Source organism: Bradyrhizobium sp. Ec3.3, from assembly GCF_000472925.1.
Lineage (GTDB): Bacteria > Pseudomonadota > Alphaproteobacteria > Rhizobiales > Xanthobacteraceae > Bradyrhizobium.
The window spans coordinates 88175-107589 of the sequence record NZ_AXAS01000032.1 but is presented as its reverse complement, the minus strand read 5'-3'; the positions used below and the strand labels follow the sequence as shown (position 1 = coordinate 107589).

21 protein-coding genes and 1 tRNA gene are annotated in these 19415 nt (G+C 63.7%); 7 read left to right on the top strand and 15 right to left on the bottom strand.

Annotated elements, in window-relative coordinates; genetic code table 11:
* Positions 1-73: 73 nt before the first annotated feature.
* Genes YUU_RS0127450 through YUU_RS61380 form a run of 3 tightly spaced genes read right to left on the bottom strand, consistent with a single transcriptional unit; the run spans position 74 to position 3782 of the window.
* The gene (locus YUU_RS0127450) at positions 74-796 is read right to left on the bottom strand and encodes a hypothetical protein (RefSeq protein ID WP_027525273.1); all 723 of its coding nucleotides are present in this window, start codon (positions 794-796) and stop codon (positions 74-76) included.
* A complete protein-coding gene (locus YUU_RS0127445; protein WP_027525272.1) occupies positions 793-2736 on the bottom strand; it encodes an SAM-dependent methyltransferase in 1944 nt (647 codons plus the stop codon). The genes YUU_RS0127450 and YUU_RS0127445 overlap by 4 nt, the downstream gene beginning before the upstream one ends.
* The gene (locus YUU_RS61380) at positions 2685-3782 is read right to left on the bottom strand and encodes a hypothetical protein (protein WP_027525271.1); all 1098 of its coding nucleotides are present in this window, start codon (positions 3780-3782) and stop codon (positions 2685-2687) included. Before YUU_RS61380 ends, YUU_RS0127445 begins: the two co-directional genes overlap by 52 nt.
* 437 nt (positions 3783-4219) lie before the next feature.
* Here YUU_RS61380 and YUU_RS0127435 point away from each other — a divergent pair, with 437 nt between their 5' ends.
* Positions 4220-4639 (top strand): GFA family protein, encoded by a 420-nt coding sequence (locus YUU_RS0127435; RefSeq protein ID WP_027525270.1) that lies wholly within the window; start codon positions 4220-4222, stop codon positions 4637-4639.
* A gap of 353 nt (positions 4640-4992) precedes the next feature.
* The gene (locus YUU_RS0127430; RefSeq protein WP_245288104.1) at positions 4993-6012 is read left to right on the top strand and encodes a hypothetical protein; all 1020 of its coding nucleotides are present in this window, start codon (positions 4993-4995) and stop codon (positions 6010-6012) included.
* A 91-nt stretch (positions 6013-6103) separates the two neighbouring features.
* On the opposite strand, the gene YUU_RS0127425 is transcribed toward YUU_RS0127430, so the two are convergent.
* From YUU_RS0127425 to YUU_RS0127400, 5 genes are all read right to left on the bottom strand, one after another.
* Positions 6104-6637 (bottom strand): 2'-5' RNA ligase family protein, encoded by a 534-nt coding sequence (locus YUU_RS0127425; protein ID WP_027525268.1) that lies wholly within the window; start codon positions 6635-6637, stop codon positions 6104-6106.
* Between the two features lie 100 nt (positions 6638-6737).
* Entirely contained in the window at positions 6738-7337 is a 600-nt protein-coding gene (locus tag YUU_RS0127420) for a sigma-70 family RNA polymerase sigma factor (protein ID WP_035663485.1), read from the bottom strand.
* 505 nt (positions 7338-7842) lie between these two features.
* Positions 7843-7917, bottom strand: a tRNA-Glu gene (locus tag YUU_RS0127410).
* Positions 7918-8065: 148 nt separating this feature from the next.
* A complete protein-coding gene (locus tag YUU_RS0127405; RefSeq protein ID WP_027525265.1) occupies positions 8066-8656 on the bottom strand; it encodes a DUF2846 domain-containing protein in 591 nt (196 codons plus the stop codon).
* 112 nt (positions 8657-8768) lie between these two features.
* The gene (locus YUU_RS0127400; protein ID WP_027525264.1) at positions 8769-9110 is read right to left on the bottom strand and encodes a hypothetical protein; all 342 of its coding nucleotides are present in this window, start codon (positions 9108-9110) and stop codon (positions 8769-8771) included.
* On the opposite strand from YUU_RS0127400, the gene YUU_RS0127395 reads away from it, so the two are divergent.
* Positions 9109-10116 carry an RluA family pseudouridine synthase gene (locus YUU_RS0127395; RefSeq protein ID WP_027525263.1) on the top strand — a complete coding sequence of 336 codons (1008 nt, stop codon included), beginning with the start codon at positions 9109-9111 and terminating at the stop codon, positions 10114-10116. The two genes, YUU_RS0127400 and YUU_RS0127395, sit on opposite strands and share 2 nt — an antisense overlap.
* Positions 10117-10336: 220 nt before the next feature.
* Positions 10337-11236 carry an RNA polymerase sigma factor RpoH gene (gene rpoH / locus YUU_RS0127390; protein ID WP_027525262.1) on the top strand — a complete coding sequence of 300 codons (900 nt, stop codon included), beginning with the start codon at positions 10337-10339 and terminating at the stop codon, positions 11234-11236.
* 12 nt (positions 11237-11248) lie between these two features.
* Here rpoH and YUU_RS0127385 read toward each other — a convergent pair whose 3' ends face one another.
* The gene (locus tag YUU_RS0127385; protein WP_027525261.1) at positions 11249-11434 is read right to left on the bottom strand and encodes a hypothetical protein; all 186 of its coding nucleotides are present in this window, start codon (positions 11432-11434) and stop codon (positions 11249-11251) included.
* A gap of 250 nt (positions 11435-11684) precedes the next feature.
* On the opposite strand from YUU_RS0127385, the gene YUU_RS0127380 reads away from it, so the two are divergent.
* The gene (locus YUU_RS0127380; protein WP_027525260.1) at positions 11685-12077 is read left to right on the top strand and encodes a hypothetical protein; all 393 of its coding nucleotides are present in this window, start codon (positions 11685-11687) and stop codon (positions 12075-12077) included.
* Positions 12078-12243: 166 nt separating this feature from the next.
* On the opposite strand, the gene YUU_RS51845 is transcribed toward YUU_RS0127380, so the two are convergent.
* The 4 genes from YUU_RS51845 to YUU_RS0127360 all read right to left on the bottom strand — a co-directional run bounded on the left by YUU_RS51845 (position 12244) and on the right by YUU_RS0127360 (position 15749).
* A complete protein-coding gene (locus YUU_RS51845) occupies positions 12244-12867 on the bottom strand; it encodes a peptidoglycan recognition family protein (protein ID WP_035663471.1) in 624 nt (207 codons plus the stop codon).
* A 39-nt stretch (positions 12868-12906) separates the two neighbouring features.
* Entirely contained in the window at positions 12907-14127 is a 1221-nt protein-coding gene (locus YUU_RS0127370; RefSeq protein ID WP_027525259.1) for a GGDEF domain-containing protein, read from the bottom strand.
* Between the two features lie 582 nt (positions 14128-14709).
* Positions 14710-15321: a LysE family translocator gene (locus tag YUU_RS0127365; RefSeq protein ID WP_027525258.1), complete on the bottom strand. Its 612-nt coding sequence runs from the start codon at positions 15319-15321 to the stop codon at positions 14710-14712.
* A gap of 53 nt (positions 15322-15374) precedes the next feature.
* The gene (locus YUU_RS0127360; RefSeq protein ID WP_027525257.1) at positions 15375-15749 is read right to left on the bottom strand and encodes a response regulator; all 375 of its coding nucleotides are present in this window, start codon (positions 15747-15749) and stop codon (positions 15375-15377) included.
* Between the two features lie 128 nt (positions 15750-15877).
* On the opposite strand from YUU_RS0127360, the gene YUU_RS0127355 reads away from it, so the two are divergent.
* Entirely contained in the window at positions 15878-16708 is an 831-nt protein-coding gene (locus YUU_RS0127355) for an SDR family oxidoreductase (RefSeq protein ID WP_027525256.1), read from the top strand.
* Positions 16709-17019: 311 nt separating this feature from the next.
* On the opposite strand, the gene YUU_RS0127350 is transcribed toward YUU_RS0127355, so the two are convergent.
* Both YUU_RS0127350 and YUU_RS0127345 read right to left on the bottom strand, forming a co-directional pair.
* A complete protein-coding gene (locus YUU_RS0127350) occupies positions 17020-17826 on the bottom strand; it encodes a lytic murein transglycosylase (protein WP_027525255.1) in 807 nt (268 codons plus the stop codon).
* Positions 17827-17913: 87 nt separating this feature from the next.
* Positions 17914-18531: a DUF6498-containing protein gene (locus tag YUU_RS0127345; RefSeq protein WP_027525254.1), complete on the bottom strand. Its 618-nt coding sequence runs from the start codon at positions 18529-18531 to the stop codon at positions 17914-17916.
* Positions 18532-18789: 258 nt separating this feature from the next.
* On the opposite strand from YUU_RS0127345, the gene YUU_RS0127335 reads away from it, so the two are divergent.
* Positions 18790-19317 (top strand): hypothetical protein, encoded by a 528-nt coding sequence (locus YUU_RS0127335; protein WP_027525253.1) that lies wholly within the window; start codon positions 18790-18792, stop codon positions 19315-19317.
* The last annotated feature ends 98 nt before the right edge of the window (positions 19318-19415 follow it).

Sequence of the window (19415 nt, the reverse complement as noted above, 5' to 3'; positions counted from 1 at the left end):
ACTACTGCAACGCCACAATAGCAAACTTGAGAGGCATGGCGGAAGCAGCGCAGCGGCGACCGCGTTCGGGTCATCATCGCCTTGGGGGCTTGGCGTCGATCTCGATCGCGAGGTGCAGGACCTCGACGTCCTGGCGGACCGTCCTGCCCCGGCCTTTGTAATCCACCCGATGCCGCGAAACGTGATGGTCTTCGTTGCGGATCTTGAGCTTGCCGTAGCGCTTCGCGCCAACCGCCTTCTCTACCGCGGCTCCGAGTGCGGTCGTCCAGGTGGCCGCATCGGAATCAACAACGTAGGCGATCATGCCGCCATAGGGCTGCACGGTGTAGGGGTTGGAATTGTCGTCGAAGCGGCGCAGACCTCTTTTGCCGAGATACTCGGCTTTGACTTCGGCGTCGTTCAGGACCGTCTTCGCTTCGATGCGCAGATCCAGTTCGTTGTCCTTCATGAGGACGAGCGACAGATCGGTCGGGTTGGCCGAGTCGCTGATGCCGACATCGAGGGGCCGGGGTCTTTCGCACTCGATCTTGATGTGACGGAGATCGACCGCCTGCACTCCGGACGAGGAGATCTGCTGCTCGGCCCGCATCTCGTCGAACACCTGCTTGAGCGCCTGGCTGACCGAGTTCTCGCGCGGAATGTCATTCGACGTCGGCCTGAACCAGTCGGAATAGGTCTCGAATCGCTCCTTCTCCTCCCGCACCTTGATCGCCGCGAGCCTCAGACCCTCGATCGCATTTCCGAGAAAGGCGAGCCACTCCTCCTTCCGAGTCTCGTCGACGCGCCTCGATGTCATCGCGCGCTCCGGATCTCGCGGCTCACCGCCATCGCGTCCGCGACCGCCTGATCGATGGTCCAGGAATGGCGCGTCGGGCTTTTAACGATGAGCGAGGTGTCGCTCTCGGAATCGTAGGTGACGATCGAGGTGCCAAGAAACTGTCCCGATACGTCGACCTTGTCGGCGCCGGACGGCGGCTTCCGCCCGAACCCGACGCTCACGAATGTCCTGCGGTCGTGGTTGTCGACCCGCACGTGCACTTCGCGTCTCGGTCCGAACGAGGCCTGCAGTTCGGCAACCAGGCGCGCCACGTAGGTCTCGCGCGCGGTTTCCGAGACCGGACGCTGGCTGTCGGGCGGCACCTGCGCGTTGGCGAAGTGCTGGCGGAAATCGTCGAACTCGCGGAAGGCGGCGCGGAAGTCCGCCCCCGCCTTCATCGCGTCCAGAATGGAGTCGTCGACCGACGTCGATGATTCCAGCGCGCGGAGATCGGCGTCGTTCATGTCGACAAACGGACACGGCAGGGCCTGCAGATCGTTCTTTTCGAACCTCGCTTTGTCCATCAGGTAGCTCGCGCCGAATAGCGACGCGAAGTAGCGCAGCACCGACGAGTTCACGTAGCGCAGGAAGCCGTCGACGGATCGCGCCGGCAGATACGGCATTGCTTCCTCTTCGATCGGCCTCTGTAGACTGCTCTGCTCCTGCGCGGCGGGAATAATCGCGTTGAAGCTGGACGGATAGGCCACGGGGCCCTTGTAGTACGCAGCCTCGTTGAAGCTGCGTGGAATCAGGATCACGTTGCCGGAGAACCAACCCCTGAAGGCGGGTGAGACGTCGGCGAGTTCGTCGCGTTCCAAGAAGTGGAGCTGAACGCTCTTGCCGTTGTGCGCCTTGCGCTTGATCCCGGTCTCGGCGGGACTGCCGCCCTTGCTCATCAGAAGCCCCGACCGCTCCAGGAAGTCACCCAACGTGCGCTTCTTCGCCGTCGACCAGGTCTTGAGGGACTCGTGCATGCGCCGGTCGAACTCGCCCAGCATCGAATGGACGAACCATCCACTCGGGCCACGCTGGAGATCGACGGACCGGATGGTCTGTACGTCGACGCTCGAGGCCAGAAGGCTCCAGATCTCGTTCCGCCGGCCTCCCGGGAGCGAGGATAGTAGCGGACGATAGACGGCCGTGCGATCCGAGAAAGACGGCGTGCGGTTGGTCGCCACGACCACGCAAGCCGGCGCCTCGACGCCCTCGAATAGCTTGCGGCGCAGGTGCGACAGGTTGCCGATCCATTCGATCGCGACGTTGCTCGCCAGGCAATGCGCGAAGTTGCTGGCGTTCCGTCCGATCACCGACTTCGCCGGTAGCACGAAAGCGATGGCGGCGCCGTTGGCGGCGAGCCTGCGGATTGCGAGCCACGTGAACAGGTCCGACAGCCTGTTGTGTCCGAAGGCAAGCCTGGCCTTCTGCAGTTCTTCCGCGAACCTGAGGACGTCGGCGCTCTCCTCGCGACGCTCGCCGCCTTGGTTCGTCCTGTCCTTCTGGCCGGTGCTCATCGGCCAGGGGGGATTGCCGACGACGTGCGTATATTTCGCCGCGGGAATCTTCGACGCGAAGGCATCGGCTGAAACGACGTTCTTCCGCAGGTCCGGCAAGAATTTCTCGTCGCCGGCCGCGCGGACGAGCTTCTCGATAGGCGCCCTACCGACGTAGTCGAGCAGCGTCAGGTACAGGCTGAACCGGCAGACGTTGGCCGCCTGAGGATGCTTCTCGATGCCGTGGATAGTCTCCAGTAGGAGCGACTTGGCGCGTCCAATGTGACGCGGTTGCCAGCCGCCAGCGGGCGCGTTCCTTTCCATCAGACGCCGGAAGGCGCCGACCAGGAAGATTCCCGAACCGGCCGCCGGATCGATCAGTCGCGATCGCACCGAGATCGGGTTCGCCGCTTCGAGCCGGTCGAGCACGTGATCGGCGAGATGCGGCGGCGTGTAGAAGACGCCGTCATCCTTCTTGCCCGCCGCGTCCTCGTGCTGACGAAACGCTCGTAGATGGCGGAAATCGTTTCCGTGCGCAGGACGCTGAAGGAGACATCGAAGAAGCCGAGTTGCGCGCCATCCTTGTACAGGACTTCGCCGCGCCGCACGACGCGGTGAATGAGATGGCAGAGACCGTCGGGGATTCGAGCGCGCTGCTCGGCGGTCAACGCGAATACCGATCCGTTGATGGCGTCGTCGACGACGTCGAATACCGCGACGGCGGACAGCGCCGACCAGTCGTCGGCCGTCTGCGCGTCCCTGGAGAAGACCGCCTGCAGGAACGCTTGCCCCGCCTTGCGGGCGCGCGCCGGCAGACGCGACGATAGCCACTCCATCGACAGGATGCCGCGGTCGACGAGCACGTAGATGTAAATGAACTTGCCGATGAGTGCGTTGATAAGGTCGCGGTTGTCCCTGAACTCCGGGAATTCGGAGCGCGCGTGTTCGTTCAGGAGCTCGATCGCGTTGACCAGATTGTTGTCGACGCTCGAGTCACGGTGGATCGTGAAGTCACTCCACGTGATGGAGGCCGATATCCTATCGGCAGCGAAGCTCGCGAGCGAGTCCGGCAGCGCGGACGCGTCGTCCGAGAAGTCGACGCTGATCGTCGACGCGCCGGGAGGTTGGAAGCCGTTGCAAATCTCGACCTTGTCGGGCGTGACGACGAGCAGGAACGGCACGGCGCCCTGGCTCCAGACGTCCCTGCGTATAGCGCGCAACGATGCAGCGTCGTCCGCGCCGGCGAGGTAGACGATGGGCTTGAGCGAGGACGGATGGAAGCCATCGTCGAGCGCGAACACGCCTCTGACGCCGATTCCGGAGATCGCCTGTCGGATGATATGGTTCGACGTCCGATCGGCGAGCGATCGCGCGTCGACATAGGTGGTCCGGCCGCCGTATCCGAGCAGGCGCGCGAGCGCGTTGCAGCGACTTGCGATCCCTCCCGCCGATGTCTGCCTGGCCTTTCGAACCACCGATCCGCCCCTTTTTGCGACGATAACGGCCGCCCTAGCATAAAACAACGATAACCTTCTGATTCAGTTACCGAATCCAGCCAAGCCAAAAGCTCAGCAGCATCAAGCGCTTAACGCGTCTCGGGCTCTCCCAGGGTTCGCTCGCTCAGCGGTAGTAACCGCGGACGCTCACGCCGATCTGCCCGGACTCGATATTTGTTCACTATATGTTCCAATTACTTTATGACACAACGTCATGCAAGCTGGCGCATGCCTACCCAAAAGCAGCTGGAAAAGTTGGCCGCCGCGGCCGCCGGTAGAAACGCGCCTGTAGCTCCCTCACTTGGCCCGGCCGACGCGATAACTCCCGAGCATTGGGAAGCCGTTCTTTACGAGCCCCGCGCCGACGTCGGACCGGCCTGCAAGCCGATCCTGGCGCGCAAGCTCACCGATATCGCATGTGCCGCGGGTCTCCTGCAGCCGCTGCCGCATTCCGCGGAAGCTGCCTCTGCGGTGAAGTCGCCTTCGAGGTCGAGGGTCCGTTCGACCGCTTCCTGAACTGCCACTGCTCGCGCTGCCAGAAGGCGACCGGGTCAGCGCATTCCTGCGAGGTGATCGTCAAGGCCTCCGCACTGCGATGGCTGCGCGGAGAAGCATCCGTCGCGCGCTACGACCTGCCGACGGCGCGGAGCTTTGCGACCGCCTTCTGCAAGATCTGCGGCAGCCCCATGCCGCACCTCACCCGCAGCGGACGCGAAGCGATCATCCACGCCGGCGCATTCGACGAGCCGCTTGGTGTGACGCCGGACCGGCATGTGCAGTGGGCGTCACGGGCGGAGTGGTATGTGCATGGGGATGGGCTGGCGGTGGAGGAGTAGTTCGTTGGCGCCCTCCGCTGATCGCGCTGGAGTTGCATGTCGACAGAGAACGGGGTACAGGGACGCACCGCAACTTCATTGCAGGAGGCGACCATGCTGACGATTGCACGCTTCCCGGGTTCGATGCGCGATATTTAGCGCGCGCTCCGGGATTTTAGTCCCGGGTGAGATCTCAAAACGCTGAACTCGTCGAATCTGCCTGCGGACGCCTTGCGTCCGCGCTCGCGGAAACCATTTCCATGACCTCGTCTCTTGTCCTGGTCCCACGCCGGGGGGCCGGGCGTTCGAACATGCTCGAACGTCAACTCCGGAGATATCATTCCCGCTTTCAGGGAGCGGTGCGCGCTCTGGCCATGTGCCACCCGCGCATTGCGGACCTCGGCGCGAGCTTTCCTGCGCTGCTGTTTGCGCTGGCCGTCCCGCGCGCCGGGCTAGATCCCGCGCAGGCGCTCGCGCGCGTGATCGATGGCGCCGCGCTGACGGACGTAGCCGCGGCGGCTGGCGTGCCGATGTGGTTGCGCAAGCTGCCTCCGGAGGCGTTCGTGCGTCCGATCGTGAGGCTGCTGCCTGACGGTGAACTGTTTCGCCGGCAGATCGCGAACCACATCCCGCGCTCACCGAGGTTCGCGCCGACGTGGCTGCAGGCCGTTACTGACGTTGCCGAATGCGCGCACGAGGCGGCGGCCGTGTGGATCGCGCGCGAATGCATCCGCGAGCCGCGGCGCATCAAGCCCGCACGCTTGCGACTCATCAGTCTCTGGTCGTGGTTTTCCGTCCAGCCCGCAACCTTCGGACACGAGCTCATCGATCGGCCGTGGACGCCGAACATGCACATTGGTTCAGCGCTTGCGGCCGCCGACGAATGGCGGACGAAAATCGCGCTGCATGCGAGCCTTGGTCCTCAGCCGATCAGCGACATGTGGCTCGAGGCGAGTCATGTGGCCGGGTACGATTTCGTTCCGTTGAACTCGACCGCCTCGATCACCGAAGAGGCGGTCGCCATGAAGAATTGCCTTCGCACCTACGGCTACAACCTCGCTCACAATGGCTCACGGCTCTGGAGCGTGAGGCGAAACGGCGAGCGCGTCGCGACGTTGCGGGTCGCCTGCCGCTATCGCGATCCGCTCCCCAACATCGTCGAGCTCAAGGGTGCCGGTAACAGAGATGTATCACGCGATCTGTGGTGGGCCGCGCGCCAGTGGCTGCACACGCATGACTTGTCGAAGATCGACATGGCGCGACGCAAATGGGGTACGGTGCCGCTAGATCGCGACACCTGGCTGTCGCTTTGGCGGCCCTATTGGCTCGCCAAGCGTCGCATTCCAGAATGGCTGCCGGTCGCCCCCTCCCGCAGCGCGCTCGAAGCGCTGTGATCGAGCGCGTGCGTGCTGCAATACGAACAGGATTGAATCGCAGCGCAGAAACGGCAAAACGGGCATCGCTTCACTTCCGACCTCTCGCTAATCACGATCGCAATCTCTGCTCGGAGATGATCCGCACCGGTGGAAAGGCGACGCAGTCCGCCACATCGAACAGCACTTCGATTGCTCTGTCGAACGATCGTGCAAACTCAATGGCGTCATCGCGACATTTGTCGGCGACGCGCATGCCGAGCGTGCAGTGCGGTGTCCACGCGCCCGGTCGGTAGTGAGGATGGCAGTGTGCGGGATCAATGACTGCGCTGATCGAACCGTGCAACCGCATCAGGACGTCATTCGACGTTGGCTCTGCCCAGAGCACGAGTGGACTGCCTTCGAACCAGCGAATCCGTCTGAACTCGATACGCAACGGCGCTTGACCGGCGACGGCCTTGAGCATCGCCCCCCATGCGATGTGTTCATCGACCGCAGGCTCGTCGTAAATCGCGAAAGTAAAATGCGGCCGGTAGGCGAGTGCGCGCATTGACGGGGCGACCTCGAACGCGCCGACCTGGTCCCACAGGCGTTCTATCTCGTCAGCTGAACTGTTATCGGCCCGGATGTTGATCGCCAGTGCCACAGCCTCACCCCGCGGGCGGAACAATCGATCGAAAGATAAGGGGAAAAGGCGCGATGCCCAAGAAAATGGCGCGCCATTCAAGAATAAAAAAGCAATCCCCTCATGGCCAACCTCGTTCAACGCCGGCGGCCTTCAGCAACTCGGCCAGTTTTTTCCGCGCGTAGAACAAGCGCGTTTTCACGGTGTTCTCCGGAATCCCGACGGTTTCAGCCACCTCTTCCACGGCTTTCTCGTGGTAATAGACGAGATCGACAATCTCCCGGTGCCTCGGCGAAAGCCCGCCCAGGCACTTGCGCAACGCTTCGCTGGTATCCTTCTTCGTCGCGGCCACTTCCGGATCGTCGGACGTGTCCTCGATCGCGTGGGCAGCCTCGTCTTCCAAAGTAAGGTCCTTCCTGCGCCGCAGCGCCGAGAGCGCCTTGAAACGCGTAATCGCCAGCAGCCAGGTTGAGACAGCAGATCGGCTTTCAAACTTGCCAGCCTGACGCCAGACGTCGAGAAAGACCTCGCTGATGAGATCTTCCGCAACCTGTTCGTCGCGGACGAGCCGAAGCCCGAAACGGAATACCCTGACATGGTGCCGTCCGTACAGCACCTGCATGGCGCGCCGGTCGCCTTGCGCAATCCGCGCGATCAGGACTTCGTCCGAAGCCACCCGTGGTTCGCTTAAGGTCCGTCTCGCAGGATTCGAGCCGACCAACGTCAGGCATTCACCGTCGGCGATGTCGAGCGACACTTCCTTCAAGACTCCGTCTGACGGAACGCCTTGCCGATGTTCTCGACCGAAATCCGGGCCATGCCCCGCCTCCACGTTGCCGATCACTGGCATCGTCGGATCAGGCTAGCAGCAGCGAAGGCGCATGCGTGCGCGTCGTCGACCGCGGACGTGGCGATCCCAGGATGATGCGGGAGACAGAATGGGCTGGATTTCGCGCTCGTCCTGTCGGGATCATCTGCAATCCGTCACTCAATTCCGACAAGCACGACCGCGGCCTGTCTCATGTCTGTTTGGCGGAAGGCGAGCAGAAAGGACAGATCGAGTAACGAATTGTCGCGAAATCGGAAATGACAGGAAGTGAAAGTGGAAACGGCAGGAAAAAGCGCAGACCCGTTCACCTACGGACCAGGTCTCTCGGGCTCATGGCACCGTGCACACATTTGGCCAGCCGAAATGGGCCGTTCCGCGTTCGCAGATGAGTACTGGGTGGCGCTCCCTAGGGGAATCGAACCCCTGTTTCAGCCTTGAGAGGGCCGCGTCCTAACCGCTAGACGAAGGGAGCGTGAGGGACAGGACATAGCCGCGAATTCCGCTGGCGGCAAGCCTCGATCAGGGGCGAAAAGGCCTGTTATACAAAGCGACCGCGGCTCAAGCTTAACCATGTGATGGCCGGGCGGGGCGCTGCTCACCAGCGAAACCGCCGGGAACACTCAAGGCGTCTTGAGTTTCTCGATCGCGGCAGCGCCGGCGGCCGGCTCCAGCCGAAACAGCCCCGCGCCGGCAAATGCGGACTTCAATGGCGACGTCGATCGGATCTGCTGCCCGCTGCTGCCTGCGATAGCCTGGTTGAGCAGGTCCTGACCGATGGGGCCGGTCCGCTGCGTCCCGACCCCGAAGTAATAGGTCTGGCCGGCCTCGATCGGGACTTCGACCTCGTAGTCCGCCATGGCCATCGTGGTGTGCGAGGCGATCTTGTGGACGCCCGGCGGACGATCGACAACGAAATACGACCCCATCTCGATCTTGCCCACGGGCTTGCCGTCGATCTTGATCTCCGACGAGGCAGCCAGCCCACCTATCGCGCCGAAAATGCCCTTCTCCCGCAGGAAATACAGCCGCGCGAGCCGAGCTTCCTTTGGTTTGACCTGAGCTGTGGGTTGTTTGGACTGCGCAGGAGATCCTGCCGGTTTGGTCTGAGGTCCGGCCTGGTTGGGCTGCGCTGTAAGCGCCGCAGCACCAGTGCATCCGACCCACCCGATGACGAGCGCAATTGCTACGACGCGTGACTTGATACCACCCATTCCCAGTCCCAGCCCATATTCCCCGGACTGAAGCTAAATCAGAAGTTGCGGGACAGGACAACACTGACCAAGGAACGATCAACGATTTCAGTCACAACGCGTGTCGTCCGCGCTACGGCTCGTTGGCAAATTTCAGCTTTCCAGCCGGCTTCAGTGTGTGGGCGTCGTAGGTGCGGATTTCGGTCACTCCGCCGACGTCGAGCGTGATCACGAGTCGGTCTCCGGCGACCCCGCTCGAGACGATCCTGGCGCCCTTCGGCAGGGTGGCGGTGACGTCACTTACGGCCTCGGCCGCCCTTCCCTCGGACTTGAAAAGGCGGTAGCCCACCGCGATCAGCACGGCGCATATCGCCAGCGCCGTGGTCAACCCCGCGATCAGCATCATCCGCCGCACCCGCGCGAACAGCGCGGCTTGCTCGGGGGTCGGTTCGGGAACAGCGGTTTCGGTCGTCATGCAGGGCTCTGGGTCAGCGCAAAGGTTGGAGGTTGTCGTCGCCGGCGACGAGGGTTCGGCCCGGCTCGATCGGGTGCTGGCCGCCCGCCTGCCGGACCTGTCGCGATCAAGGCTGAAAACCCTGATTCTGGCGGGCTCGGTGACGTTTCGTTCGGAGGCGATCCGCGACCCCGCTTATCACGTCGCTCCGGGCGATACGATCACAATCGACGTGCCGGAAGCCGCCCCCGCCGAGCCCAGGGCTGAGGATATCGCGCTCGATATCGTGTTCGAGGATGACGACATCATCGTCATCAACAAGCCCGCCGGCCTGGTCGTGCACCCGGCGGCCGGGCACGAGACGGGCACGCTGGTGAACGCGCTGATCGCCCATTGCGGCAACTCGCTGTCCGGCATCGGCGGGGTGCGCCGGCCCGGCATCGTGCACCGGTTGGACAAGGACACCACCGGGCTGATGGTGGTCGCCAAAAACGATCTCGCCCACCAGTCACTGTCGGCGCAATTCGCCGACCACGGCCGCACCGGCGAGATGCGGCGTGGCTATCTTGCCTTTGCCTGGGGCGTGCCGAACCGCCAGCGCGGCACGGTCGATGCGCCGATCGACCGCCACCCGCACGCGCGGGAGAAGATGGCGGTCCGGCAAAGCGGCCGCGCGGCGGTGACCCATTGGGAAATCATGGAGAGCTTTGCCGGGCGCGACGGCAAGCCGGTGGCCTCGCTGCTCGCCTGCGAGCTCGAGACCGGCCGCACCCACCAGATCCGCGTCCACCTGTCCCATATCGGCCACCCCCTGCTGGGCGATGCCGTCTACGGCCCCCATTTCAAGACCAAGGCGAACCAGCTCGGGCCTGAATCGCAAGGGGCGCTGGCCGCCCTTGGCCGGCAGGCTTTGCATGCCTATCTACTGGTAATTGAGCACCCGCGAAGCGGAGAACTGCTGCACTGGGAACAGCCTCTGCCGGAGGATTTGCTTCTTCTCCAGGGCAGGCTGAAAGCGGCGCTATGACGCAGGCCCCTTCAGAAAAGCTTTACATTACAAAAAGTTATAGCAGCCACACGGGGACGTGACGTCAGTAATCCTTCCCTAAATGACCCCCCATGGGGTATATTGCGCCTGCGTTCGAAGATGATCGGACGCGGAACATCGCAGCCCGGCCGGCTTTAACACAGCGGTCGTCTGCCTGGCCCGCCGCTATCGGGGGCCTGAACCTTTGGAGGGCGCAAGTATGGCCCGTGCAGCCACGTTGCCGGTTCTGAATGGAGAATCCGGCCTTTCCCGTTACCTCGCCGAGATCCGCAAGTTCCCCATGCTGGAGCCCCAGCAGGAGTACATGCTCGCCAAGCGTTGGCGCGAGCACGACGATCGCGACGCGGCGCATCAACTCGTCACCAGCCACCTCCGTCTCGTGGCCAAGATCGCCATGGGCTATCGCGGCTACGGCCTGCCGATCTCCGAGGTCGTCTCGGAAGGCAATGTCGGCCTGATGCAGGCGGTGAAGCGATTCGAGCCCGAGAAGGGCTTCCGTCTCGCCACCTACGCCATGTGGTGGATCAAGGCGTCGATTCAAGAGTACATCCTGCGTTCCTGGTCGCTCGTGAAGATGGGCACCACCGCGAACCAGAAGAAGCTGTTCTTCAACCTGCGCAAGGCGAAGAGCAAGATCTCAGCGCTGGACGAGGGTGATCTGCACCCCGACCAGGTGAAGCTGATCGCGAGCCGCCTCGGCGTCACGGCTCAGGACGTCATCGACATGAACCGCCGCCTCGGCGGCGACGCGTCGCTGAACGCACCGATCCGCGACGACGGCGAGGCCGGCGAGTGGCAGGACTGGCTGGTCGATACCTCGCCCAACCAGGAAGCCTTGATGGCCGAGCACGAGGAATACGATCATCGCCGTGACGCCCTGAACGGCGCCATGGGCGTGCTCAACCCGCGCGAACGCCGCATCTTCGAGGCGCGGCGCCTTGCGGACGAGCCGATGACGCTGGAAGACCTCGCAGCCGAGTTCGGCGTGTCGCGCGAGCGCGTCCGCCAGATCGAGGTCCGCGCCTTCGAGAAGGTGCAGGCCGCGGTCAAGGGCACGATCGCGAAGCAGGAACAAGCAGCGCTAGAAGCCGCGCACTAAGCGCGAGATTTTTCAGCGCCAGAAATTGGCGGATCGAAGAGACAGAAAGCCGGCGGCAACGCCGGCTTTTTTTTGGTCAATGATTGGAGCACTGCCACCGCAGTTGGCTTGGCGCGTTCTCAAAGGCGCAGGCTGCGGCTCGACCGCAATTGAGAACGGTGACGTCGAAAGCGTGATCAACGCTTCCCAGTCAATCATTCCCAATCAATCACGCTTGTCGCAGGACGTTTGCTGGTGTATGTGCTGCGCCCCGGCGCGATATCGCGCCCTTTTTGTTCAACGCTCGGAAGGGAGGCGGCATGAAATTCAGATCGACACGTTTTGACCGCCGCCGCCCATCGGTGATCGGCGATCGGTCATGAGCTGAACGCCGCTTCGCGGCTGTTCTTCCGTTCATTCAATCCGGCTACGAGGGGCGTGACGCAACACGGCGTCACGCCGTGTTGTCATGTATTTGCGGTTCGTTACACCGCTCATCCACCCGCACAGCCGCGTGGAGAGCGGCTTCTTTCGTGCGTCCTGGTATATCCATCGAAACAACTGTCCCGATTGGATTCGGCAAGAGCTCTCAGACCAGTTCACGTGGTTCGCACAGCATCTGCCGATTCCTGGGCGCATCGCGCGGCACTTCAAGCGGCGCGATTCGATCTGGGGCATTTGCTGGTTCGATCCCCAAGCCCGCGAGGCTGTCAGCCGCGCGCACTACTGCGCCTGGCTGCTTGAGGAGGGTGGCCTGCCGGTGCGCGTGATTACAACCTCGCGCCAGCGCGAGGTGATCTGGCGCGATGCGCACCAGATCGTCACGAAGCCTTCCGCCGACCTTCCCAAGGCATTTCCCTGAGCATGGGAAGGCCCGGTGGGGATGACGAAGAAAGTCGAAAGCGGTCGCTTTTGATTTGCAGTCCGGCACCGGCGGTTTCGGCCCCCGGTTGCCGGACGCAAACCGGCGGCCCCCGGCATCGAGCGTGACGTTCGGCTCGCGCCTTGCGGAGACATCCGAATCCCCTCTACTCTCCCCACTCCCTCGCCAGGGTCGCGAGCGAGCAGCCTTCGCAGTAGCGTCCGTCCTTGAAGTCGATCCAGTTGTGCGCATAGACGTGGTCGAGCGGGATGGCGTAGCGCGCCCGCAGGACGGCCACGAGGATGCGCCACGCCGCAATCTGCGCCTCGGTCGGCCCCGTCGTCACATCCGGAAAATTCCCGGCGAACTCGACGCCGATCGAGTTGTCGCGCACGACCTGATGGTAAGTCGCGGAGTTGTCGATGAAGGCATTGTCGTTGCGATTGGCGCCATCGCCGTGGGTCGGCACGAGATTCTCAGCAACCGCCCAATAGACCGTGCCGTCGGTCTCGACCCATACCGTGACGCCGCGCCGCGTCGGGTTTTTCGATTGTGCCAGCGCCCCCATGCGGGCAGATCCCGCCGGCCCCTCGGTCTGGTGCACGATGATGTTGTGCCAGGCATGGGCAGCAGTGACGTCGCCCCACGGCGCCAGCCAGACCATGTTCAGGCCGGGAATCGTCGGCGTGCCCGACGCCCGCGCCAGTCTGGCGAGGCCGGGATCGGTTGCGGCGGCCGGAGCGAGGAGTGCAAACGCGGCGAGCAGCGCCGCAAGAAGGCGGGAAAGCATGAGGTGGAATGGTCCGTTGCCCCTCCGCCTTAACATACGTCAGGCGAACTTGCGTGCCACTTCGGTTTGCACGTGCGGCAGGTCCGGCTGGATCGGCGGCGCAGCATCGTAGATCGCGAAATCATTCTTGCCACTTTTCTTGGCGGCATAGAGCGCATGGTCGGCGTTCGCCATCAGCCGGTCGGGGAATTGACCGATGCCGCGCTCCCACTGGGCGATCCCGATCGAGACAGCGATCGGAATCTCGCCTCCTGAGCAGGTTTCGGCATCCCTGCGGCAAACCTCCAGCACACGGCTGGCGATCAGCGCGCCCTCGGTCTGGGTCGAGGACGGCAGCACGATGCAGAACTCGTCGCCGCCGGTGCGGGCGAGCATGTCGCCGGGTCTGAGGCGCGTCTGCGCCATCAGGGTGAAATGCTGCAGGCAGGCATCGCCCGCGGCATGTCCATGGGTGTCGTTGATGGCCTTGAAGCCGTCGAGATCGATGACCAGCAGCGAGAACGGCTTGCCGCTCCGCTCTGACCGGGCGCATTCCTCGGTGAGGCGCTGCAACAGGTGCCGCCGGTTGGCTACGCCCGTGAGGTCGTCGAGCAGCGCGAGATCGGCGACCTCATTGCGCAGGCGCTCGATCGCCATCAACAGGCAGCCGAAATTCCAGGCCATCGCCAGGAACACCAGCACCAGGATCAGCGCGACCTGCAATCCGTTGAAATTGATTGCGGTGATGGCGCCGCCAAGTCCGATCAGCGCGGCGACGGAACGGATCAACTGGGCGGCGAGCAGCATGAAGGCGACGATCGCGGCGAGCCGCGCGCCTGGATTTTTCCGGCCATCCTGCTTGCCGAGGAGAAGCGGCAGCACCATCAGGATCGGTGTCGACTGACCCAGCGAATAAATCAGGACGCGCGCGGGCATGTAGTCGATCACGACCAGAAACCAGGCGAGGCCTGCCGTGGTCAGCAGCGAGACCGCGATCGCGGTGGGCCAGGATATCGGCTTGTTGTAGAACCGCGTCACGCCCATGCAGGCGAGCCAGGACGAGAAGATCATCAGCCCGCCGCCGGCAATCAGCGGAAAGCGTGGATCCATTACGCCGCGCAGCATGCTGATGCCGGCGCCGACCGCAGCCAGCACCGCAGCCGCCGTCCAGAACCGCGCCGCCTCGAATTTGGGATAAGCGTTGGCCACGTAAGCCCAGATCAGGCCCAGCGCCGAGAAGTTGAGGACGATGACGATCCAGAGTGTCGACACGCTCAGCATGGCGACCGCGCGACGTGCATCGTCGCGCCCTCTCCGTTTGGCAGCCGTCCGTCCATAGCCATCCCCGTCTTGTTGCGGGGGACAATGCGCGTGGCGCGCTTAACGGAGTCTCACCGCGATCCGCGAAAGCGCGCCTTTGGTTTTGGATTGATGAACGCCGCGCGTGCGTTGCCGGATCGTTAGCCATGCCGCGCGGGCGTCCCGAAGGACGCCGGCGAGGCGGATTCGCGGACGGAAATCACCCGTAAAAGCGTTTGAGCTGTGGATAACGCGATGACAGCGGCGTGACAACGCGGGGCAGGCGCCCGCGAATCTGCTGAGTTTAGTGTCGAGGATGTTGCGAGGCTGGCCCTCCGCCGAGCATCCCTCGTGTCGCGTTCCACCATTAACCCTTGAGAGGATACTATGGCTAAGAAAGCGAAGAAGGCGAAGAAGGCGAAGAAGGCCAAGAAGGCCAAGAAGAAGTAACGCTACTTCTTGTTCTTTGCCCGGGTGGAGCCTCGCTCCGCCCGGGCGTCAGTGGGACGGGTCTAAGAAACGGCGGGCGCAGGGCCCGCTTTTTTATTGGCCGGAAGGAGAGCGCTACCGCTCCGCAAACGCCAGCTTGGCGCCCAGTGCGGCGAAGCCGGCGGCAAAGCTGCGGCGCAGCCAGGCCATGACGTGGGGACGGGAAATGACGCGCTCGCGGACGGAGGCGGCGAACAGGCCGTAGACCACGAACACGGCAAAGGTCATCGCCATGAAGACGCCGCTCAATTCCAGCATCCGCGCCAGCACATGGGCCTCATCAGCGGCAATGAACTGCGGCAGGAAGGCGAGGAAGAAGATCGAGAGCTTTGGATTGAGGATGTTGATCAAAAATCCCGTGACGATCACCCGCCAGCTCGAACGCTCCTTGATCCGCCCCTCCACCGCCAGCGCCCCGGTCTCGCGCAGCGCCTGCCAGGACATGTAGAGCAGATACACCACCCCGCACCATTTCAGCGCCGCAAAGGCGAGCGCGCTGGTGTGAAGCACGGCGGCGAGCCCAAGCATCGCCGCCGTCATATGCGGCACGATGCCGAGCGTGCAGCCGAAGGCTGCGGCAACGCTCGCCCGCGAGCCGCGCGTCAGCGCCGCCGCCAACGTATACAGCACGCCGGTGCCTGGCGAAGCGACTACGATCAGGGATGTCAGCAGGAAGGACAAGGTCATGACCGGACCTTATCATCGCATTTGACGGCGAGAAAGCGACGCCCGAACGGCGGTCAGGACATCTGTGCGAACTCGGCCTCCCGCAGCACGTCCAGCGGCGCCCAGGGTTTTGGCCAGAATTTTGCGCCGTCGGGCAAGGCTTGCGTCAACGGCCGGCCGGAGGTGACGACGACGTCCAGCCCCGGATTGCGCGCCTTGGCGATATGGGCCAGTTCGACCCCGTTCACGTGCCCGGCGAGCTGCACGTCGGTCATCATTAGGCACAGCGTGCCACCCGCGACGTCGAGGACATGCCGGGCATCGTCACCGCTCTCGCACTGGATGACGTGATAGCCGCTCTCCTCCAAGAGAAGGCTGAGCATCTCGCGCTGCATGGCATCGTCCTCGACAATCAGTGCCACCGAACGAAATGGCCGGGCCTGTCCCATAGGCTGCTCCTGATATTGCTGGTCATGGACCTCAACTATCGTAGGTTAAAAAGGGAACCGCGAATTGGTTCGGCTCCGGACCAAATATTGTAAGTAGTGTTCCCTTCTTTGAACCCATGGAGCCCACCATGACAGCGATCCGCGGCGCCGCCGCCATCACGGGAGCCTCGAGCGGCATCGGCCGCGCGCTGGCGATCGAGTTCTGCCAGCGCGGCTGCGATCTCGCGCTCGCCGATCGCGACGAGGCCGGACTGAAGGCGCTGGCCGCCGAGATCGGCGGCAAAACCAAGGTCAGCGTGCATCGCGTCGATGTCGCAGAGCCAAGCGAGATTGCGCGGTTCGCGACCGAGGCGGTCGCGGAACACCCCGAGCTCAACATCCTCGTCAACAATGCCGGCGTCGCGCTGCTGGGCTCGTTCGAGGAGATCGACCAGGCGCAGATGGAGTGGCTGTTCAACATCAATTTCTGGGGCGTGGTGCACGGCACGCGCGCCTTCCTGCCGCATCTGAAGACGCGGGAGGCGGCGCATATCGTCAACGTTTCCTCGATCTTCGGCATCATCGCACCGCCCGGACAGACCGCCTATGCGGCCGCGAAATTCGCGGTGCGCGGCTTCTCTGAAAGCCTGCGCCACGAGCTTGACGTCGCGGCAAGCCAGGTGAAGCTGTCGGTGGTGCATCCCGGCGGCATCGCCACCAACATCGTACGCAATTCGCGCGCCGGCGTCGGCGTCACCGACAATGCCCGCCGCGCGCAGTCGATCGAGCGCTTCGAGGCCGCGGCGAGGACAACGCCGAAGGACGCTGCCCAGCGCATCATCAGGGGCATCGAGCGCAACGAGCCACGCATCCTGATCGGCAACGACGCCCGCTTCATGGATCTCCTGCAGCGCTTCCGCCCGGCAACGTATTGGAAGCCGTTGCAGCGACGGCTGGAGAAGATGGCGCAGGGGAAGTGAGGTGTGGCTCGCGTGGTGGGCGCAAGGCTGCGGCCTCACCACACCACCGTCATTCCCCGCGAAAGCGGGGAATCCAGTACGCCGCGGCTTCTCCGCCTTCGTCACCGCCTCTGGAATACTGGATCGCCCGCTCCCGTGCGCAATTGCGCACGAGGCGGGCGATGACACCGGAAGCACGGGACGGCGCTTGCCACAAGCTCGTCATTGCGAGCGCAGTTCGTAGGTGAGCAAAGCGAGGGTGCCCACCGTGTGAGTCCGCGAAAGAGGTGGGCACGGCGCGCTGCGCCTTTGCCCACCCTACGAATTTCTCCTCACTGCCCCATCAGCCGATCGGCAAAATAGCCGATGGTCTTGCGATAGATCAGCGCCCTGTTCCATTCGCGCATGGCTTCGAAATTGGCGGTGCCTTCGCCATAGGGCTGGCCCATCTTGAAGCCGTTGGTGTGCAAGAGGTTCGCGGTCGAGGCGAGCACGTCGGCGGCGCTGTGGCGGAGGTCGACGCGGCCGTCGCCGTCGAAATCGACGCCGTACTTGATGTAGGACGACGGCAGGAACTGCGTCTGCCCGATCTCACCGGCATAGGCGCCGATCAGGTCGCGCAGCGGCAGGTCGCCGCGCTGCACGATCTTGAGCGCGGCGAGCAGTTCGCCTTGGAACAGCTCGGTGCGTCGGCAATCATGCGCGAGGGTTGCGAGCGTCCGGATCACCGGCAGCTTGCCCATGTCGCCCTTGCCGAAATCACTCTCCAGTCCCCAGATCGCGACCAGGATCTGCCTGGGCACACCGAACTGCTGCTCGATGCGCGAGAGCAGCGCGGCATGGCGCTGGAGCAGCGCGCGCCCGCCATTGATGCGGCCGGGACCGACGCGGGTCGAAACATACTGCTCGAAGCTCTTGTTGAAGGTGTAGCGCTGGCGCCGGTCGAACGCGAGCACCGCGCCGTCCTGAGTCACGCCGCTGAACGCCGCGCTGGTCACGCTCGCCGAAACGCCAGCGGCCTGCGCCTCCGAAGCCATGCCGGCGACGAACGCATTAAAGTCGCTGCCACAGCGGGCGGCCCGCGCCGAGCCGCTGGCCAAGAGAACAATGAACGCGATGGCCAGACCGAATCGCAGCATATCGAATTTTCCTGAGATGATTTACGCAAAGCGCTGGCGATCATGCCCCGGAAAATCAGGCACGTCAAAGCGCGAGACACTCATCTGCTAGCGGCGTCTCATCTCAAACAACGTCTTCAATCCAATCAGGATGAGGAAGGGTGCGCGGCTGCCATAGCTGCGCACCAACATCCCGCCGAAGATGATGCCGGCCTGCATCATCACGATGCGGACCAGCGTGGCACCGACGACGGACCCGAAAGCGTCCGCGGTCCTTGCATCAGGCGCATGAGGCCTCGCCCGCATACGGACATATCCAACGAGCCCGCCAAGGAACATCAGCGTCAGCGGCGCCCAGGCGCCGGAATGAAGGACGAAGGCCTGCACGAAGCTCAGCGGACCGGAGACACGCTGCGACCAGTCGCCGGAAAAGATCACCCACAGGAACAGGAGGTGCCCGGCCATGAACACGAGCAGCACGGCGCTAAACAACTTCACCATGTCGGAATTGGTGGCACGCCGCGTGCGGCCGTTGACGGTGATGTCGCCGAGCAGCGCCTGCGGCAGGCGCGCCAACGTCATCAGCATCCAGAAGCCCGCGACCGCAGTTTCCATCCAGTAGAGCATCAAAACCTGGAACGGATCCGTGCCGCGATAGAGCACGCCATAGAGCGGCAGCCCATTGGCGACCGCAGTCAGCAGGTTCTGCGCTATAAGGACGGGCATTGCGGGCGGTGGCGGGAGCGTCTGAAGTCGCGGTGAAGTGCAGGGCATTGACCGTTCGGGTCAGCCCATTAGTCGTCGCGGCATCGCGGACGGTTCGATCGCGGCAAAAGCCCCTCAAGTCATTTTTCCGCGAAACACGTGCGCGAAGCATGCGGGCGAACGTGCCCGGGAACATCACGACCGTCAAAGTGGTGCGGTTGATCCGCATCAATATCTTTCCGCGTGCGCTTTTCTAGACTGGCGTGAAAGGAGAGCTGCATGATCGGAATCACACTGACCGCGGACCAGATCCGCAACGCGCCGGCGCCGGTGCGGCAATGGATCGAGCAGCAGGTGAGCGCTTCGCTGGGACCGGTGCCGCAAGCCCCAAACGCCACGCCGCCGCAGGCCGCCCATCTCGTCGCTTGCAGCGTGGAGAACATCGCCGGCATCCTCGACCACATCCGCGGCGTCTTCCCGGCAGTCAACCTGCTGTTCGAATTCGGTCGTCCGGGCATCACCTACGGTCCGTCGACCGTAATGGCGTTCCGCCTGATCGACATTCTGCATCACACGCGGCTCGAGGACGTCGGCCAGGTCATCACGTGCCTGGAGATGATCAACGAGGCGTTGACGGTGGTGAAGAGCGATGCATCCGCGCGGTTCTGCGGCTTCGACAATGAAGGCCACTGCTTCATCGTGCCGCAAACGCAAGCGAGCATCGCCACGCTTTGGCAGACCATGCTCACGCGGCAGGAGACGACGCAGGAGAACGAGGCCGCCAAGCGCGTCCCGCCGGCGGCGTGACGCTGCGCGTCTCCTCCTTGTCATTCCGGGGCGGCCCAAAGGGCCGAGCCCGGAATCTATTGAACAGCAGAGTCGATGCCGCGATGGATTCGGGGCTC

Coding starts and splice junctions, on each gene's coding strand:
- YUU_RS0127450 (WP_027525273.1), bottom strand. CDS start 796: ATGACATCGAGGCGCGTCGACGAGACTCGGAAGGAGGAGTGGCTCGCC.
- YUU_RS0127335 (WP_027525253.1), top strand. CDS start 18,790: ATGATCGGAATCACACTGACCGCGGACCAGATCCGCAACGCGCCGGCG.
- YUU_RS0127345 (WP_027525254.1), bottom strand. CDS start 18,531: ATGCCCGTCCTTATAGCGCAGAACCTGCTGACTGCGGTCGCCAATGGG.
- YUU_RS0127405 (WP_027525265.1), bottom strand. CDS start 8,656: ATGGGTGGTATCAAGTCACGCGTCGTAGCAATTGCGCTCGTCATCGGG.
- YUU_RS0127435 (WP_027525270.1), top strand. CDS start 4,220: ATGTGCCGCGGGTCTCCTGCAGCCGCTGCCGCATTCCGCGGAAGCTGC.
- YUU_RS0127365 (WP_027525258.1), bottom strand. CDS start 15,321: ATGACCTTGTCCTTCCTGCTGACATCCCTGATCGTAGTCGCTTCGCCA.
- YUU_RS0127385 (WP_027525261.1), bottom strand. CDS start 11,434: ATGATTGACTGGGAAGCGTTGATCACGCTTTCGACGTCACCGTTCTCA.
- YUU_RS0127360 (WP_027525257.1), bottom strand. CDS start 15,749: ATGGGACAGGCCCGGCCATTTCGTTCGGTGGCACTGATTGTCGAGGAC.
- YUU_RS0127380 (WP_027525260.1), top strand. CDS start 11,685: ATGTATTTGCGGTTCGTTACACCGCTCATCCACCCGCACAGCCGCGTG.
- YUU_RS0127395 (WP_027525263.1), top strand. CDS start 9,109: ATGCAGGGCTCTGGGTCAGCGCAAAGGTTGGAGGTTGTCGTCGCCGGC.
- YUU_RS0127430 (WP_245288104.1), top strand. CDS start 4,993: ATGTGCCACCCGCGCATTGCGGACCTCGGCGCGAGCTTTCCTGCGCTG.
- YUU_RS0127355 (WP_027525256.1), top strand. CDS start 15,878: ATGACAGCGATCCGCGGCGCCGCCGCCATCACGGGAGCCTCGAGCGGC.
- YUU_RS0127350 (WP_027525255.1), bottom strand. CDS start 17,826: ATGCTGCGATTCGGTCTGGCCATCGCGTTCATTGTTCTCTTGGCCAGC.
- YUU_RS0127370 (WP_027525259.1), bottom strand. CDS start 14,127: ATGCTGAGCGTGTCGACACTCTGGATCGTCATCGTCCTCAACTTCTCG.
- YUU_RS0127400 (WP_027525264.1), bottom strand. CDS start 9,110: ATGACGACCGAAACCGCTGTTCCCGAACCGACCCCCGAGCAAGCCGCG.
- rpoH (WP_027525262.1), top strand. CDS start 10,337: ATGGCCCGTGCAGCCACGTTGCCGGTTCTGAATGGAGAATCCGGCCTT.
- YUU_RS51845 (WP_035663471.1), bottom strand. CDS start 12,867: ATGCTTTCCCGCCTTCTTGCGGCGCTGCTCGCCGCGTTTGCACTCCTC.